This window comes from Rhizobium sp. PvP014 (assembly GCF_017876855.1).
In the GTDB taxonomy this organism is placed as follows: domain Bacteria; phylum Pseudomonadota; class Alphaproteobacteria; order Rhizobiales; family Rhizobiaceae; genus Neorhizobium; species Neorhizobium soli.
Genome location: NZ_JAGIOT010000003.1, coordinates 267,574 through 284,692 on the forward strand (window position 1 = coordinate 267,574; position 17,119 = coordinate 284,692).

Sequence of the window (17,119 nt, forward strand, 5' to 3'; positions counted from 1 at the left end):
GATAAAAGCACGAAACCGTCTCCGGTTTTTACTTGAATGCTTGGATTGAGGTATCGAAAGCGTACGACCGCGTCGGAGAGGTAAGGGGCGAACTGGCTCGGAAATTCTATTCTGTTTGAGTCCGGCTGCATACGGTTACCCAGTGATTTGCAGCCACACTAGGAGGTTGTGATCGAGCAGGCAATCGCCAAATATTCGCTTCTACTTAATGTTGGCTCCGACCTCTTTGGCGCAGGCGTCCAATGTACCGACCTCGTGCTTGATCAGCTCAGTCCAAGACCCGTCGTCGAAGCTGAAGAACTGAACAAAGCATTTGTTCGTGTCGTAGTCGCCCCACTGGGAAATCAGCAGTTTGCTTTTCAGTTCGTACTTCAGCTTGAGGGAAAGATTATTTTGGCCCCCAACAGGGGCGTCGAACACTTCGCCTGTACGGCTATTCGCTACATAGGCAAACGAACAGCTACTTCCGCACCCGATCTGTATAACCGAATACTCACCCGCGAATGTCGGGCCCCCTGTCATCGCATTGGTGATTCCAGTGCGGTACCTGCTAAAATTGCTGTCCCGACCGTTGAAGTCCGGAAAATTCCGGGGACCTTCGTAAACCCGCGATACAGGCAACTGTGACGGCCTGATGCGGGCTAGAGAAATGCCGCGTTCAACGACATTCGTGGTCGCAAACGACAGCGCCCAAGTCAGGGGGGTGTAGCCAGTGTCCAGTACGCGTGCCGCTCCGGTGGCCCTCTCCAGATAATCTCTCGTCGAGATAGTCAGCGACCGGAGGACCGCGGACGATCCTACCTTATCGTACGCCTTGTCACCGTATCGTTGACGTAAGTTGCCCAATGCTTCCTGGTCAATGGATGTGATGAAGCGGACGACGTTCGCAGTCGCTGCGACGTCGTAGAATGCAGAGAACTCAACTGAGCCTGACGAGTTTGCAGCCACGGGTAGGATTTTCTCATACAGAAGACCATTGCTGGAAGTTCTAGACCGGATGTCCGATAATTTGGTCCGTCCAAAGCTGAAATCACCGAAACCAGCAGATGGACCAGCCTGGCTCCCTGACCACGACTGCTGAAGCGATACTATTCGGTTTGAGGAGAGCTCAAGCGTTACAGCGAATTCGACGCCATTCGGCAGCCGGTATTGGTTGGTTGTGTAGCCTGCGACAGTTTCGGTTTTCTGCGGATTGCCAAAACGGTTTGGTACAGCACTGTCGCTTCCCAGCGTGACGCCTTCAATTGTCTGGGCAGGGAGCGAAACCGGAAGCGCTGCCATCGTGACCGCAATGCTTGCGGCAGCTGGTAGTTGTTTCCAACTCGCGGCGAGCTTTGCGAAATAGCCCATTGCGTACCTTAACATACTGACCTCGCCAGTCATCGGCGACCCGGCGTCCCGCTAGAGGCTATCATTGCTCAAGTAGATGAAACCACGCAACGTGTATGCTTACAAGGCTCATATCTCGATGGCTGTAAGCTTGGCTTAAGAGACTTCAATAGGCAGAGGCTTCACTAGGGCCGATCATACTTCACGTGTCGTACCCCGTGATTCAAAACCCTTGTCGGAACTGTGACTCTCTGCGCAGGGCGTCGTTCTAGGTCTCGATCGCAGTCAGTGAATTCAGAGGGATAGCTTCCCCAACTGCCGGGCCGAACGTTCATATCTCCTCAAGGCGACGGTCGCCCTTCAAAGAGTGTTTGTCAGAAGCGAAGGCTTGTGCTCGCCGATGATCTCCAGAGGTTGTTTTCCGACCGTGGAGTGCCGAATGATGAGTTCACCGCTCAGCGCGTTATGGCTGGATGGAAGGGTTGCGTCCGAAAGCTGCTGCAGGATCAGGCTGACCGTCTTGTCAACAATTGCATCGACGGGCTGACGGAACGTCGTCAGGGAGTAGTGCGGCCATCGTGTCAACGCGACATCGTCGAAACCGGCAATGGCGATATCTTCCGGTACACGCAGCTTGGCGACCTCTGTCAACGCGTCGAAGCCGCCCGCGGCGAGAATGTCGTTTGCAAAGAAGACGGCGTCCGTATCTTTGCCCAGTGCGATATCCAATCCTGCCCGATAGCCGGCATCATAGCTATATTCCCCACCTGCAATGCAATGTACGAGCCGCATGCCGAGCTCGGCTACCCGCGTCACAAAGGCATTTTGTCGTTCGAGATTCGTCGAGGTATGGGCGAGGCCTGCAACATAAGAGACGCGGTGGCGCCCGAGGGCGTGGAAATGATCGGCGATCGCGCGAGCACCAGCCACGTTGTCGCAGCTGACGGAGGTGACGGACAGATCCGGGATTGTCCGATTGACCAACACGGCAGCGCGGCCCTCGGTGGCCCAGCGGACCGAGGCCCCGGAGAGAACCGTGGCAGAGATGATGATCACCGCATCCACATTGTATTGCCGCAGCGCCACCAGTTGCTCTTCAACATTGGAGCCGCGGGTAATGTTGAACATCAAGCTCTGCAACCTCACCCGCTGCAGGCCGCGTGACAGTTTTTCGATGAGCGTCGGGTAAAACGGGTTCTGCATCTCCGACACGACAATACCGGCGATATTGCTGCGCCGCTTTGACAGCATCGAGGCGATGGCATTCGGGTGGTAGTTCAGTTCCGCCGCGGCCTTCAGGATGCGTTGCCGCAGTTCCGGGGTGATCGAGCTTCCTGGCGTGAAGGCGCGCGAGACCGCTGACTGGCTGACGCCCAACAGCCGCGCCAGCTCACGTGCTGTGAGCGGCTTGTGGCGCAGTGACGCTACGTCATCCTCGGCTTTTGTCATCGGGCTTCCCAGCAGTGCTTATGCCGATCAGATCTACAGAACACGCTTGCATGACACAAGCATGCATCCGGATGCAAACAGTGCTTGCATCCGGATGCAAAGCTTACTAGCCTTACCTGAGAAACGGATGGGTGGAGCCAGAATTCGTCTTCGATAGCTTGCCCCTGGGAGGAGCCATGAGCGGCGCTTTAAGTCACCTGCAGGTGGTCGATTATTCGGATACGCTCGCTGGGCAGTTCTGCGCGCGGCTGTTTGCCGACTACGGGGCAGAAGTCACGCTGGTCGAAGGACCGCAAGGTTCGTCGATCCGGCAAGCGACACCCTTTTCGCGGCACGGCGACTCGCTGCCGTTCTTCCACTTCAACTCTGGAAAAAGCTCGTACGTCCTGTCTTCCGCCACCTACGGCGGCGAAGAGCTGAACCTTCTTCTGGCCGCAGCCGATGTGATCGTGCTTCCACCAGCAGCGGATGCCGAGGAGATCGGACGGAAAAACCCGTACGCTGTCATCGTCCAGCCCAGCAGCTTCGGCGCAGATGGCCCGCGGGCCGACTGGCAGGGACCTGAAATCGTTCTTCAGGCGCTTTCGGGCATGATGCACAACAATGGATCTGCCGGTCGGGAGCCACTCTACGGCACCGGCAACCGCGCTGCGGTCGCCAGCGGCATCGGCGCCTATATTGGCGCTCTGGTAGCGCTGTACGCGCGCGCGCAGACCGGCCGCGGCCAGATTGTCCGCATTGATGCGGCCGAGACCGCTGCTGCGATGTGCTTTCCCTACGTCATGCAGTACATCTACAACGGCACAACCAGACAGCGGACCGAACAAGCCGTTCAGGCAGGACAGGTGCTGTGCCGCGACGGATGGGTCTGCATCTGGATCTACAATTTCCGCTGGCACGCCTTGCTTGGGGCGCTAGACTTGCTCGAACTGGAGCATGACCCCCGCTTTGCTGATCCTGCCGAGCGCCGTGGCAACTGGGATACGCTGTTTTCCATCTTCCAAGCCAAGGCTGCAGGGATGTGGGCCGAGGACCTGGTGGAGATCCTGCAGAATGCGCAGGTCATCGCGGCAAAAGCCTATCGCCCGTCCGAGCTGATTGGCAGTCACCACCTTGTTGAGCGCGGCTATTGGGAAGAACTGGATGGTCGCACCATCCTGGGGCCTTCCTTCCGCCTGACGACGACACCGCGCCGGGTGCGGTGCCTGGCGCCGACGCTTGGGAATGCCAACGGAACCCGGTCTTCGCCGTCCAAGGCTCTTCCCCCTCCGATCCCGGCCAAAGGGCAGGCTCTGGACGGCCTGCGGGTGATCGAGCTTACCACCGCATGGGCAGGGCCGATGGCCGGGCGCCTGCTGGCCTATTTCGGTGCGGAATCCATTCACGTCGAAGCGCCCAACAGGGTCAACTCCTGGCGTCTCAACAAGGACAAGCCCAATCCGATCAATTTCCCGGAACAGCAGCCGGGTGCTCGATGGTACGACCGGTCCTTCCTGTTCAACTCCCAAAACGTCAATAAGCTCAGCTGCATACTGAACTTGAAGACGGATGAGGGCAAGGAAACGCTGCGGGCGCTAGTGTCGGTTGCGGATGTGCTCATCTGCAATTTTCGTCCGGGTACGCTCAAGAAGCTGGGGCTCGACTACACCAGTCTGAAGGAGATCAAGCCGGACCTGATCGTTGCGGAGCTGCCCGCATTTGGAACCCACGGACCGATGTCCAGCTATGCCGCGCTGGGGCCGACCATGGAAATGGCGGCAGGCATGTCGGCGATGATCGGCTATGCCGGTGGTCAGCCGGAGGTGACGGGGCCGTCCTATCTCGATCCAATTGGCGGCTTCAACGCCGCGGCAGCGATCCTGACGGCGCTGATCCACCGCCAGAAAACCGGCCAAGGACAATATGTGGAGGTGCCGCAGGTCGAGGCCGCGATGCATCTGATCGGTCCCGAAATTCTCCGTGCCGGCGAGACCGGCGAGGATCCGGCCCCCAATGGCAACCGCGTTGCCTTCGCCTGTCCTCATGATGCGTTTCCGACGCGGGGTGAAGACCAGTGGATTGCCATTGCGGCCCTTGACGAGAACCAGTGGAGAACGCTGTGCGAGATAATGGGACAGCCGCATCTGGCTGACGATCCCCGCTTCTCCACGCTCGTCCGGCGGTGCGACAACGCGGACGCGTTGACGCGGATCGTCGCTGCGTGGACGGCCGGGCATGACAAGCACGAACTCGCGATGCAGCTCCAGGCTGCCGGTGTCGCTGCCGCGCCGGTGCAGAATCCAAAGGATGTGGCGGACGACCTATACCTCGCCCATCGCGGGTTCTTCACAGAACTGGAGCATCCCGATGCAGGGAGACACAGGCATCCGGGATTGCCGATCCACCTCAGCGCCACCCCTGGCGGCCAGCTGCGTTCGGCGCCGCCTTTCGGTTGGCACAACCGGCATGTACTGGCGACGATCCTCAAGCTGCGACCGGAGCAGGTCGCCATCCTCGAGGCCAGCCAGGCGATGGCGACCGAGCCGCTGGAAGGGGCATGAGCATGGACAACCACTCCTCGGCTTTTCCGCGCAGCATAAACCTGCACATCCTGCTTGACGACGCGCCGCGTTACAAAGGGTCCATTCATGACGATGCGGTGGCGCGGGCGCGGGGATACAAGGCAGCCCTCATTCCGGGCGCCTTCATCTACGGTCATATCAGCCGGGTTGCGGTCGACAGCTGGGGTATGGCCTGGGCCGAGCGCGGGTCCATGTCGGCGCGCTTTCGCAAACCCGTCTACAATCACGATGATCTCACGATTTCCGCCGGGCGTCTCAATGATGACGGATTGTCTCTTCGCAGCCAGGTGACGGTGAACAATGGAGACGGAGAAGAGGTGGCGACCGGCTGGGTCGCACTGGCGCACGCGCCGGTCCAGCCGCCCGACGTCGGCCGACTGCCATTGCTGCTGCCGCCGGACAATCCGCCCGCGGTAAAGCAGGGCGAATTGTCGGCCGGGGCACCGCTCCACAGCCATGAGCGGGTCCTGACGCTGGACGATTTGCACGTCTCGTTGTCGGCCTTTGCGGAAACGCATCCGCTTTATGCTGATCCCGGCTTCGTTCATTCCGGCATGCTGATGCGGACGTCTATGGGCCATGTGAATTCGGGCTGGAAATTTCCCGCGGCGATCGTGCTGGTGGAAACGGAAGCCCAGCATTTCCGACCCGTTTACCCTGGACAGACGATCCGTACCGTTGGCCAGATCGCCGAAACCTATGAGCGCCGGGGCAAGCACTACTTCGTTACCGACGAGGTGCTGCTCGCCGATGGAATACCGGCGGCACGGTTCAGAAGGACGCAGATCTATGGATGATCCCTCGATCTCCTCCGCCGCCCCGACAGGGACGTCGCGTATAGATTTGGGCTTGCATACGGATGCATAGACTGTATCGTGACTGAGGCATGGAGACGGGTATCGTCAGAAATATCCGCCCCGAACTGGGAGGTTAGGCCGATGATCAGAAGCGTGTTGCGCATGCCTGCGCGACGGTTGTGGCTTCCATGACGAAGCGAAAGCCCGACGAGCGACTTTCGAGCTTTGCGACCCTCGTCGATCCGGAGAACGTGCCGGTGCCGGTTTCCGCACCCATCGGGGCGCATCTCCAATCCATTGCGATCAATCCGGCCTAGGGAGGGCCTTATGGCCAGAGCGTCCATCATAAAAACCGTCGACGCCTTCCAGGTGGCCTGGAAGCCGAACGACCCACCCGGCCGCCGCACGGCAATTGTCAGGGTGACGACGCAAGAGGGATTGGTCGGATACGGCGAAGCGTCACCCATGTTCGGCGGGGAGCATTCCCTGTGGGTCCTGCGCGATGCCGCGGCCTCGCTGATTGGCGCCGACATTCTGGACCATGCCGTCATCTACGATCGGCTGCTGCACCGCTACGTCAAGCTGGGACCCGAAGGCGCTGTCACCGGCGCGCTTGCAGCGCTCGACATCGCGCTCTGGGACTTGAAGGGCAAGCTGCTCGACCTGCCGATCTACAAGCTTTTAGGCGGGGCCTGGCGCACCGAAGTGCCGTTCTATGCGTCGATCGGCGGCAACGCCAACCGAACAGCGGAGGAGACGGTGCGCGTCGTGGAACAGCGCTGGCAAACGGAACGGCCGGCGGCCATCAAAATCCGCTGGGACGGTGACCGCACGCGCCAGGACTATGACATTCCCGGCGACATCGCCAAGGCAAAGGCCGTGCGCAAGCTCGTCGGCGACGACTTCCCGCTCGCGTTCGATGCCAACAACCAATATTCGGTCGGAGGAGCCATCCGGGTCGGGCGGGCGCTGGAAGAACTGGGCTACGTCTGGTTCGAGGAGCCCGTACAGCATTACGACGTCCGGGGCATGGGTGAGGTCGCGCAGCGTCTCGACATCACCGTCTCGGCCGCCGAGCAGACCTACACTGTCCAGGCGCTGGTCGACATCATCAACGCCGGCGTCCGCATGGTGCAGCCGGACATCGTCAAGATGGGCGGCATCACCGGTCTGATGCAGTGCGCGGCAATCGCCTATGCCCACGGGGTGGAACTGGTGCCGCACCAGACCCAGCCAACCATCGGCCACATGGCCAACCTGCATGTGCTTGCCACGATCATGCACCTGACCAAGCCCGCCGAATTTGCCGATCCCGACACCCGCATGCATCCGGCCTTCCGCAACCCGCCAAAGCCGGTGGACGGGAAGTTCGAGATTCCCGCCGGGCCGGGTCTTGGCCTGGACATCATCGATACGGAACTGGACGCGCGCCGCGTCCAATAGCCGGAATTTTGTTTGTGAGGAACGCCATGACTTCGAACTGCCGCCACTGGAACGCAGCTGCCGCCATCGGCATCGCGTCCGGCCGTCGGGAGTTCTCGGATATTTCGCCCGCGCAACGGGCGCATTGGCCCGGACTGCCGGGTGAAGCGCGGCGACGCGTAATGGAGACTGCATCGCGCCATTAGGGCGTAACCGTGATGGTGCCGGCGAGGAGGCCGACCTCATCACAGAAGCTGGGAGGAGGAGACCCCATGGCTCTGACGAGACGCAACTTTCTGGAGTTGGCTGCGGCCACCACCGCATTATCCGCGGTGAATATAGGCACCGCGCAGGCGCAGGACGTTAACACCCTGCGCATGGGCATCGCCGCGAGCGGCCCGCGGCATTCGGACCCTAACCTGACAACGCAGGGGTCGGACAACTGGGCGACCGAACAGATCTACGAGCAACTGGTACGACCGGACGACGGTCGGTTCGCGCTCAAGCCAGAAGAATACCTGCCAACGCTGGCGACGGAATGGACGCAGTCCGACGATGCCAAGTCGTGGACCTTCAAGCTCCGCCAGGGGGTGCAGTTTCACCGTGGCTATGGCGAGATGACCTCTGAAGACGTGGTGTTTTCCTTCGAGCGCGCCATCAAGGAGGGAACCAACCGCACCATCCTCTCCAACATTCAGAGCGTGACTGCCAAAGGTCCCTATGAAGTCGCCATCACTCTCAAGCAGCCCGATGTAAACCTGCTGGGAACCTCGATCTTCAACAATAACACTTCAATCGTATCAAAGAAAGCGCACGCGAAGATTGGAGCGGAGGCATTCGCCACCGATGCGGTCGGAACCGGGCCCTATGAATTGGTGCAGTTTGATCCCGGCTTTGGAATGCGGCTCAAGCGGCATGAGGGCTATTGGAGCAACAAAGCGAAGATCGCCTCTGTCGAATGCGTCTACATTGCCGATACCACGGCCCGCACGCTCGCGCTTCTTTCCGGCAATGTCGACATGATCGAGGCCGTTCGCGCACCGGGCTGGATCGATTCCATGCTGCAGCGTGATCCAACCCTTAAGGTCGACATGACCTCGCCGGGGTCGTTCAACACGCTGCATGTCAACCTGACGCGCGCGCCCTTCGACAAACTGAAGGTTCGCCAGGCGCTGATGCATGCCATTGATCGACCAGGGGTGTCCCAGGCTCTGGCGCCGATGGGCGGCACGATGGCCGGCCTGCAGCCGGACTTCTTCCCGGCAGGTTACAAGACGCAAGACCTGCCGCCGGACCTGCAATATCCCTACGATCCGAAAAAGGCCAAGGCCCTGCTTGCCGAAGCCGGCTTCCCCAGTGGCGTCAGTTTTGAAGCGCTGTGCAGCCAGCGCGAGGACTATTCCTCGACCATGCTGATCGTGCAGGAGCAATTGCGGCTGTCCGGCTTCAACATGAACCTCAAGATGATGGATCACACCGCCTATCATGCGGCGAACCGGTCTGATCAAAACACGCTCGCGATGCACTCATCGAGCTATCCGCCGATCCCGACGCAGATCTACTTCCAGCAGCTCTCGTCGGCTTCGGAAGCAAAGTCGGACGGCAAGGGCGGTGGCAATTACAGTCACTACGGCGTTGCCATGCCGGGGATCGACGACAAGCTCAGCGCTGCGCTTCAGGCCACGGACTACGAGACCTACCTCAAGCTGTGCAAGGAAATCGAGCTGCAGGTGCTGCGTGATCTGCCTTTGATTGGTCTTTCCACTCTCGGCTTCACGGCGGTTCGTTCCGCGCGCGTCGATCTCGGCTATCCGGTGCAAAGCGGCTACGCACGGTGGCGTTTCCATCGCGCCACCAAGACGGCTTAGCCCTTTCTAGCAACCGGGACCTTCGCCACGGCGAAGGTCCCCAACCTGGTGATCTGCATGGCCCGCTACATCCTTCTTCGAGTGGCTGACGCAATACCGACGCTTTGGTTGGTGCTGACGCTCGTCTTCATCGCGATGCGCATCCTGCCAGGCGATCCGGCCCTGGCGGCGCTTGGCGATTCCGCTCTGCCCGAGCAACTGGCCGAATTTCGCGAACGCATGGGCCTCAATGTGCCGCTGTGGCAGCAGTATCTGCAATTCCTGGGCGGCGTGCTGACCCTTGATTTCGGGCGCTCGCTGCTGACCAACTCGCCGGTGCTCACGCTGATCGCGAAGAACCTTCCTTACACGATCGAGCTGACCGTTGCGGCCATGCTTATGGGCATCGTCGCAGGCATTCCGCTCGGTGTGCTTGCCGGCACCAACCGCAACAAGGGTCCGGACACCGGTGTCCGTATCTTCTCGCTGATCGGTTACGCCATTCCCGATTTCTTCCTCGGGGCGATTTTGCTCATCACCTTCTCCCTCAATCTTGGCTGGTTTCCCATCAGTGGCGCCGGAACCGACGTAATGAGCCGGCTGCATCACCTTTTCCTTCCCGCCCTCACCCTTGCCTTCGTCAAAGCTGCCTTTCTCGGCCGTCTCACACGGACAAGCCTGCTTGAGGTTCTCGGCAAGGAGTATGTGCGCACCGCCCGCGCCAAGGGTGCAAAGGAAAGCAGGGTCATTTACCGGCACGGCTTGCGAAACGCACTCCTGCCGATCTCCACCGGCCTTGGTCTCAGCCTCCTGTCGACCCTTTCCGGGTCTGTGGCGGTCGAGCTGGTGTTCAACCGGCCGGGCATCGGCCGGCTTCTCATCGATGCCATCGCCCAGCGTGATTACGCCCTGATCCAGGGCGGAGTGCTGGTGTTTGCCGGTTTCGTGGTGATCATCAATCTCATGATGGACCTCGTCTACGTCGTCATCGATCCACGCGTACGGGTGAATTAAGATGTCTGTCATCACACAAGAAATGCACAACAGCGCGCCCGTAGAGCCCGGCACCTTCGCAAAGGCGCGGAAGATCCTCTTCGGTCGGCCCGAGACGGCCCTCGCCAGCGTCATGATCGTGATTTTCGTCGTGGTGGCGATCCTGGCGCCCTGGCTTGCGCCCTATGATCCGCTGGCCCAGTCGATCATCAAGATCAACAAGTTACCCAGCCAAGTGAACTGGCTCGGCACCGACCAGTTCGGGCGCGACGTGTTAAGCCGGCTGATCTACGGCTCTCGCAACTCGCTGCTGTTCGGCTTTATCTCTCCAGTTCTGGCGGCTTTCTTCGGTACGATGCTGGGGGTGATCGCGGGATATTTCGGCGGCATTGCCGATCGGATCATCTCGCGGCTCATCGACCTGTTGCTGGCCTTTCCCGAACTGCTGCTGGCCATCCTGATTGCCGCCGTTCTTGGAGGCGGGTTCTGGAACATCATTGCGGTCATCACGGTGGCCTTCATTCCCGGCTTTGCCCGTGTGGCCCGGGCACAGACGATGTCGGTGAAGCAGGAACCCTATGTCGAAGCGGCTATTGCCGTCGGTGTGCGGACGCCTGCCATCATCATCCGACACGTCATCCCGAATATCATGGCGCCCATCGTGGCACTGATGACGCTATGGGTCGCCTCCGCCATCCGCATCGAAGCCTCGCTGAGCTTTCTGGGCATCGGCACCCGCGCACCCGATCCGAGCTGGGGCAACATCATCCGGGATGGGCTGAACAGCGTGTTCGGTTCGCCCTGGCCGATCATCGGCGCCGGCATCGCCATCACGCTGGTGGTGCTCTCCTTCAATCTGGTCGGCGACGCAATCCGCGACGCACTCGACCCATCGACAGCACGCTAGGAGGACGGGATGACAGCCATGAGCAGTCTTGCGCAACCGATCGTCTCCGCGCCTGAGCCCGAACCGGTCTTGGCGGTGCGCGACCTGAAGACCTCGTTCCTCACGCCACGGGGATGGGTGCAGATCGTCAAGGGCATCGACTTCAGCATCGGGGCAGAGGAGACGCTGGCTGTGGTGGGGGAATCGGGCTCCGGCAAATCGGTGACGGCCCTCTCCATCATGCGCCTGCTCGATCCTGAGATGAGCCGGGTCGAAGGCTCGGTAAAGCTGGCCGGGCGCGAGCTGCTGGACCTCAGCCCCGCCGACATGCGCATGGTCCGTGGGCGCCAGATCGGGATGATCTTCCAGGAAGCGATGACGAGCCTCAATCCGCTGCAGACCGTCGGGCAGCAGATTGCCGAAGCCCTGACCATTCATGGCGAGTATGACGGACAGGCGGCCATGAAGGAGGCGGTGCGCCTTCTCGACCGGGTCCGCATTCCTGCGGCGGCCTCGCGCATGAAGGATCTTCCTCTGGTTCTTTCGGGCGGCATGCGTCAACGAGTGATGATCGCCATCGCGCTGGCGTGCAAGCCGAAGCTCCTGATCGCCGACGAACCTACGACCGCGCTCGACGTCACGATCCAGGCGCAGATCCTCCAGTTGATCAAGCAGTTGCAGAAGGAAGAGAGCATGGGCGTTCTCTTCATCACACACGACATGGGCGTGGTGGCCGAAGTCGCCGACCGCACGGTGGTGATGCTGGACGGTCGAGCTGTGGAGTCCGACAATACGGAGGTGATCTTTGAAAGGGCCAAAAGCCCCTATACCCGAGCCCTGATTGCGGCCGTGCCAAAGCTGGGGCAAGGCAGCGAAAACGGCCCTCAGCATTTCCCCATTCTCGACCGCGCCACGGGAACGCTGGTTGTCCGGAAGGAACGGCCTGACACGGTTCGCCGCGAGGGTGAGCCGGTGCTGCGGGTCAAGGACCTCGTCAAACGGTTCGATATCTCGAATGGCTTCCTGTCCAAGCCATCGGGGCGGGTGCATGCCGTCGAGAACGTCAGCTTCGACATCAGGGCCGGCGAGACCCTGTCGCTGGTCGGGGAATCCGGTTGCGGGAAATCGACAACGGGCCGCGCGATCATGCGATTGATCGAACCGCAGAGCGGCGAGGTTAGCATCGAGGGGGCCGACATCAAGTCACTGGACAAAAACCGCCTGCGCGACATGCGCCGGCACATCCAGATGATTTTCCAGGATCCTTACGCCAGCCTCAACCCGCGTATCAAGGTGGGTGACGCCATCGCGGAGCCGTTCCTGACCCATAAGCTCGGCACCAGAGCACAGGCGCGCGACAAGTCCATGGATCTTCTGGAACGGGTGGGGCTGAGCGCCGAGATGGCAAGCCGATACCCCTCGCAGTTCTCCGGGGGCCAGAGGCAGCGCATCTGCATCGCCAGGGCGCTGTCGCTCGAGCCAAAAATCATCGTCGCCGACGAATGCGTCTCGGCCCTCGACGTGACGATCAAGGCGCAGGTGGTCAATCTGATGATGGACCTGCAGGAGCAGTTCGGTCTCTCCTACCTGTTCATCTCCCATGATATGGCGGTCGTCGAACGGATCAGCCATCAGGTGGCGGTGATGTACCTGGGTGAGATCGTCGAGAAGGGACCGGTTGCTGCCGTTTTCGGCAACCCGCAGCATCCTTACACAAGGCGCCTGATGGCTGCCGTTCCGATACCCGATCCGGCGCGCCGCAAACAGCTGCGACCGGTCAACAGCGACGAGATCAAGAGCCCTGTTCGCCCGGTGGATTATGAACCGCCGTTGCGGGAGTATCGGGAAATATCGCCTGGGCACATGGTGCAGCTCTGGGACGACAACTGGAGGGTCTAGCGGCTGTTCCGATGAGACATGCAATAGCGTGAGGAGCGCTGCATCCGACAATGATCGAAGGAGAGGTGTGATGAACTATCAGGCGCTCGTGACCCATCGCGGCGAAGACGGCAAGGTGACCTCGGCAGTAGAGACGCTGGACGATGCCCGGCTTCCGGAAGGCACTGTCATCGTCGACGTCGAGTGGGCAGGGCTTAACTACAAGGATGGTCTGTGCCTTACCGGCGCGGGCGGTCTTGTGCGCACCTACCCGCACGTCGCCGGCATCGACTTTGCTGGTGTCGTGCGAGACAGCCAGGACACGCGCTACACGCCCGGCGACAGGGTTGTACTGACAGGCTGGCGGGTGGGCGAAACACATTGGGGCGGATACAGCCAGCGGGCGCGCGTCGATGGCGACTGGCTGGTGCCACTCCCCGAAGGACTTTCGACCCGCGACGTCATGATTATCGGGACGGCAGGTCTGACGGCCATGCTGGCCATCGACCGGCTTGAGAAGCTCGGCCTTCACCCCGACGCTGGCGAGGTGCTGGTGACGGGTGCCGCGGGCGGGGTTGGCTCCATCGCCATCTCGCTTCTGGCGCGTCTGGGGTACAGGGCGACGGCGCTGTCGGGGCGGCCGGAACATGCCGAAAGGCTCACGTCACTGGGCAGTACGGCGGTCCTGCCGCGCGACGCGTTTCTCGCCGAGCCGGACAAGCCGCTGGAGTCTGCCCGCTGGGCGGCGGTGATCGACACTGTCGGTTACCGGATCCTTGGGAAAGCCCTGAGGCAGGTGAAATACGGCGGAGCCGTTGCCGCAGTCGGCAATGCAGGAGGGATTCAACTTGAAACGAATGTCTTGCCTTTCATCCTGCGAGGCGTGACGTTGAGCGGCATCGACAGCGTAATGCAGCCCTATGCGGCGCGTGTGGCCGCCTGGTTGCGCATTTCCCAGTCCTTCGATATCGGTGCTTACGAAGACCTTGTCGAGGAAGTGGGGCTTGACGGATTGCCCGAGGCAGCCCGCCGGATCATAGCCGGACAGGTGCGTGGGCGCATCATAGTTCCGGTTGCGTGAAGCACCTCCTGCATGTGACTGACAATCGCTGATCAACATGCCGCCGACTTTGGCACAAGGGTCGGCCCCAGGGTCCTTGGCCGGCCTGGCCTTGTTGCATGCAAACAAAAAGGGACGGCATGGGCGGTATCGACCGCAGACGAATGCAGCACATTGTTCGACGAATTTTGCCACCGTACATCATGGCGCAGCAGCTGGTTTTCGTCGCGATGACGCCGATGTCATGGTTGATCATCACCACCGTAGATTGAGTTCCCACGACAGTGACTTGAGATAATGCACCTCGGCCTGAACGGGAACGTCGGCCGCCATCGTCGCATGCCGAACAGTTCCGGATGTTCCATACATCGGCGTTACGCAACCTTTTCTGCGGCTTAGTTCATCCAGTGAACGTGCCATTGGTTCGGATCCCTTCAAGAGCCTAACAGTCCATGGCCTGGCTTTTGATGCCTATGTGCCTGCGCGCAAACCCGAATCTTGGCTTGAAAGCCGTCAAGAAGTTGGCGGGCTCGTGTAACCGGCGATGACGCTGGCTTCTGAAACATCGACGTCGCCCATCATCAACAGTGCGTAGACCCGCTCCCTACGAACAAGTCTTATGTAACCAAAGACGCTTTGCTGCTCCGACTGTTTGAATAGCGACGCGAGACGTGCAGTGCAGGGTTCTTTGACGATTCAACTGGCTACGCGTCTCCTATGCCCCCCATCTATAGCCTGGATCTATACTTTAGGTCTCCGCCTTCCGGCATCGATGATGCTACTGATAAATGCTTGAGCATTCAGGGCGTCATCTCCATTCACAGTGATAGGCAGCCCAGAGGTAATCGCCGTTTTTCATGATGGGCCCCCGAGTGCGTCGATGGTGCGCATCACGCCGCGCAGTTCGGCGAGACCCTTCAGCCGACCGATGCAGGAATAGCCGGGGTTCACGCTCTTGCCAGCGTCGTCGACGATCGCGTGTCCGTGGTCCGGCCTCATCGGGATCTCGTGATCCTCAGCGAGGCGGCGACGCTCTTCTGCCATCAGCGCGTCTACCACGCGGATCATGTCAGTATCACCTTCCAGGTGCTCGGCCTCGTGGAAGGATCCGTCGCCTTCCTTCGTGACGTTGCGCAGATGAGCGAAATGGATGTCTGCCGCGAATTCCCGCGCCATCGATACCAGGTCGTTTTCCGGATTGGCGCCGTAGGATCCGGTGCAGAGCGTGATCCCGTTGGACGGCGAGGGCACGGCTCGAAGGAGGGCCCGCACATCCGAGGCCTTGCAGACCACGCGCGGCAGGCCGAAAAGAGGGAAGGGCGGGTCATCTGGGTGAATTGCCATCTTCACGCCGGCCTCTTCGGCAACCGGAACGATCTCCGCCAAAAACTCAACAAGATTGGCACGAAATCCCTCGGTCGAAAGCTCGCCATAGACATCTAGCATGCGGTTGAGGCTCTGGCGGTCATAAACGAATTCGCGAGCCGGCACCCATTCGATTAGGTTGCGCTCCAGCCTTGCGAGATCGCTCTCGCTCATGGCAGCAAGCCGCGCCCCGGCTTTGGTGATGCGGTCGGCCGGATGGTCGGTCTCGGCGCCTGGCCGCTTCAGGATGAAGACGTCGTAGGCGCAGAATTCGACGATGTCGAAACGCAGGGCTGTGCCACCATGCGGCATCCGATAGTCGAGATCGGTGCGTGTCCAATCCGTGATCGCCATGAAATTGTAGCATACAACCCCGTATGCGTGGATTGATGAAAGATGTGCTACGGTGATCGTTCGGCTTCATTTGTAGCCACTTCTGTCCCAATCATCTGTGCTCAGCCGATGCGAATACCGGTATCGGTATCAAAGAGGTGGCCATTGCCCGGCTTGAAGCTGAGATGAAGCACATCGCCGACCTTGATGATGACGCGCTCGCGCAGCTGGGCCGATATTTTCTGTCCGTCCACCGTCCCCTGAACGAAGGTCTCGGCTCCGGTTGGTTCGACATTGATCACGGTCATCAAAATGCCGTCGTCTGCCGTCGTGACGAACAGATGCTCGGGCCGGATCCCGTAAGTCACCACCGTCTCGGGTGAGGCCGTCACCTCGGCTGCCAGTGGCAGTTGGATGCCGTGCTCGGTGACCACACAGCGGCGGTCGGCGCCAACGCGCACGTTCAGAAAATTCATCGAGGGCGAGCCGATGAAGCTTGCAACGAACATATTGGCCGGCCTGTCGTAGAGATCGAGCGGGGCGCCGACCTGTTCGACCAGGCCGTCCTTCATCACAACGATCCGATCGGCCATCGTCATTGCCTCGATCTGGTCGTGGGTGACGTAGACTGTCGTGGTTTTCAGCCGGGCGTGGATGTCTTTCAGTTCGGCACGCATCTGCACGCGCAGCTTGGCATCAAGGTTGGAAAGCGGTTCGTCGAACAGGAAGACCTTTGGATCACGCACAATGGCGCGACCCATGGCGACGCGCTGGCGCTGCCCGCCCGACAGCTGTTTCGGATAGCGTTCGAGATAGTCGGAAAGCCCCAGGATGCGCGCTGCATCCACGACCCGCTGGGCAATCTCATCCTTGGATTTCTTGGCGAGCCGGAGCGAAAAGCCCATGTTTTCGGCAATCGTCATGTGCGGGTAAAGCGCATAATTCTGGAAAACCATAGCGATGTCTCGGCTCTTGGGCTCGACGTCGTTGATGATCCGGCCATCAATGCGCATCGTGCCGCTGGTGATCTCCTCGAGGCCGGCGATCATCCGCAACAGCGTGGACTTGCCGCATCCCGAGGGACCGACCAACACGACGAAGGCGCCGTCCGGCACTTCCACCGAGACGCCCTTGATGATTTCGAAATCTCCGTAGGCCTTGCGGACGTTTTGGATCTCAACGGAAGCCATGATCTATCC

At 60.5% G+C, this 17,119-nt stretch carries 14 protein-coding genes; 10 read left to right on the forward strand and 4 right to left on the reverse strand.

What is annotated here, in order from left to right:
• Positions 1-201 precede the first annotated feature (201 nt).
• Positions 202-1,350 carry a hypothetical protein gene (locus J3A65_RS22820; RefSeq protein ID WP_209904104.1) on the reverse strand — a complete coding sequence of 383 codons (1,149 nt, stop codon included), beginning with the start codon at positions 1,348-1,350 and terminating at the stop codon, positions 202-204.
• Positions 1,351-1,689: 339 nt separating this feature from the next.
• A complete protein-coding gene (locus J3A65_RS22825; protein WP_209904106.1) occupies positions 1,690-2,778 on the reverse strand; it encodes a LacI family DNA-binding transcriptional regulator in 1,089 nt (362 codons plus the stop codon).
• A gap of 176 nt (positions 2,779-2,954) precedes the next feature.
• Here J3A65_RS22825 and J3A65_RS22830 point away from each other — a divergent pair, with 176 nt between their 5' ends.
• The 10 genes from J3A65_RS22830 to J3A65_RS23535 all read left to right on the forward strand — a co-directional run bounded on the left by J3A65_RS22830 (position 2,955) and on the right by J3A65_RS23535 (position 14,494).
• Positions 2,955-5,318 (forward strand): CoA transferase, encoded by a 2,364-nt coding sequence (locus tag J3A65_RS22830; protein WP_209904108.1) that lies wholly within the window; start codon positions 2,955-2,957, stop codon positions 5,316-5,318.
• Positions 5,315-6,136, forward strand: a complete 822-nt coding sequence (locus tag J3A65_RS22835; protein WP_209904111.1) for a hypothetical protein — start codon at positions 5,315-5,317, stop codon at positions 6,134-6,136. The genes J3A65_RS22830 and J3A65_RS22835 overlap by 4 nt, the downstream gene beginning before the upstream one ends.
• A 188-nt stretch (positions 6,137-6,324) precedes the next feature.
• Positions 6,325-6,453, forward strand: a complete 129-nt coding sequence (locus tag J3A65_RS23530) for a hypothetical protein (RefSeq protein WP_281064471.1) — start codon at positions 6,325-6,327, stop codon at positions 6,451-6,453.
• 10 nt (positions 6,454-6,463) lie between these two features.
• Positions 6,464-7,579 (forward strand): mandelate racemase/muconate lactonizing enzyme family protein, encoded by a 1,116-nt coding sequence (locus J3A65_RS22840; protein WP_209904114.1) that lies wholly within the window; start codon positions 6,464-6,466, stop codon positions 7,577-7,579.
• Between the two features lie 197 nt (positions 7,580-7,776).
• Complete coding sequence (locus tag J3A65_RS22845; protein ID WP_245341768.1) at positions 7,777-9,426, forward strand: ABC transporter substrate-binding protein; 1,650 nt, start codon at positions 7,777-7,779, stop codon at positions 9,424-9,426.
• 57 nt (positions 9,427-9,483) lie between these two features.
• A complete protein-coding gene (locus J3A65_RS22850) occupies positions 9,484-10,419 on the forward strand; it encodes an ABC transporter permease (RefSeq protein WP_209904119.1) in 936 nt (311 codons plus the stop codon).
• Position 10,420: 1 nt separating this feature from the next.
• Positions 10,421-11,305 (forward strand): ABC transporter permease, encoded by an 885-nt coding sequence (locus J3A65_RS22855; protein ID WP_209904121.1) that lies wholly within the window; start codon positions 10,421-10,423, stop codon positions 11,303-11,305.
• A gap of 18 nt (positions 11,306-11,323) precedes the next feature.
• Positions 11,324-13,183: an ABC transporter ATP-binding protein gene (locus tag J3A65_RS22860; RefSeq protein WP_209904192.1), complete on the forward strand. Its 1,860-nt coding sequence runs from the start codon at positions 11,324-11,326 to the stop codon at positions 13,181-13,183.
• 70 nt (positions 13,184-13,253) lie between these two features.
• Positions 13,254-14,243: an MDR family oxidoreductase gene (locus tag J3A65_RS22865; protein ID WP_209904123.1), complete on the forward strand. Its 990-nt coding sequence runs from the start codon at positions 13,254-13,256 to the stop codon at positions 14,241-14,243.
• A 119-nt stretch (positions 14,244-14,362) separates the two neighbouring features.
• Complete coding sequence (locus J3A65_RS23535) at positions 14,363-14,494, forward strand: hypothetical protein (RefSeq protein ID WP_281064472.1); 132 nt, start codon at positions 14,363-14,365, stop codon at positions 14,492-14,494.
• Between the two features lie 583 nt (positions 14,495-15,077).
• Here the strand turns inward: J3A65_RS23535 and uxuA are convergent.
• Together uxuA and ugpC are read right to left on the reverse strand one after the other, a co-directional pair.
• Positions 15,078-15,998 (reverse strand): mannonate dehydratase, encoded by a 921-nt coding sequence (gene uxuA, locus J3A65_RS22870; protein ID WP_348635256.1) that lies wholly within the window; start codon positions 15,996-15,998, stop codon positions 15,078-15,080.
• A gap of 44 nt (positions 15,999-16,042) precedes the next feature.
• Positions 16,043-17,110 (reverse strand): sn-glycerol-3-phosphate ABC transporter ATP-binding protein UgpC, encoded by a 1,068-nt coding sequence (gene ugpC, locus J3A65_RS22875; protein WP_209904125.1) that lies wholly within the window; start codon positions 17,108-17,110, stop codon positions 16,043-16,045.
• Positions 17,111-17,119 lie beyond the last annotated feature (9 nt).

Coding starts and splice junctions, on each gene's coding strand:
- J3A65_RS22825 (WP_209904106.1), bottom strand. CDS start 2,778: ATGACAAAAGCCGAGGATGACGTAGCGTCACTGCGCCACAAGCCGCTC.
- J3A65_RS22865 (WP_209904123.1), top strand. CDS start 13,254: ATGAACTATCAGGCGCTCGTGACCCATCGCGGCGAAGACGGCAAGGTG.
- J3A65_RS22845 (WP_245341768.1), top strand. CDS start 7,777: ATGGTGCCGGCGAGGAGGCCGACCTCATCACAGAAGCTGGGAGGAGGA.
- J3A65_RS22840 (WP_209904114.1), top strand. CDS start 6,464: ATGGCCAGAGCGTCCATCATAAAAACCGTCGACGCCTTCCAGGTGGCC.
- J3A65_RS22835 (WP_209904111.1), top strand. CDS start 5,315: ATGAGCATGGACAACCACTCCTCGGCTTTTCCGCGCAGCATAAACCTG.
- J3A65_RS22860 (WP_209904192.1), top strand. CDS start 11,324: ATGAGCAGTCTTGCGCAACCGATCGTCTCCGCGCCTGAGCCCGAACCG.
- J3A65_RS22855 (WP_209904121.1), top strand. CDS start 10,421: ATGTCTGTCATCACACAAGAAATGCACAACAGCGCGCCCGTAGAGCCC.
- J3A65_RS22820 (WP_209904104.1), bottom strand. CDS start 1,350: ATGGGCTATTTCGCAAAGCTCGCCGCGAGTTGGAAACAACTACCAGCT.
- J3A65_RS23535 (WP_281064472.1), top strand. CDS start 14,363: ATGGGCGGTATCGACCGCAGACGAATGCAGCACATTGTTCGACGAATT.
- J3A65_RS22850 (WP_209904119.1), top strand. CDS start 9,484: ATGGCCCGCTACATCCTTCTTCGAGTGGCTGACGCAATACCGACGCTT.
- J3A65_RS22830 (WP_209904108.1), top strand. CDS start 2,955: ATGAGCGGCGCTTTAAGTCACCTGCAGGTGGTCGATTATTCGGATACG.
- J3A65_RS23530 (WP_281064471.1), top strand. CDS start 6,325: ATGACGAAGCGAAAGCCCGACGAGCGACTTTCGAGCTTTGCGACCCTC.
- ugpC (WP_209904125.1), bottom strand. CDS start 17,110: ATGGCTTCCGTTGAGATCCAAAACGTCCGCAAGGCCTACGGAGATTTC.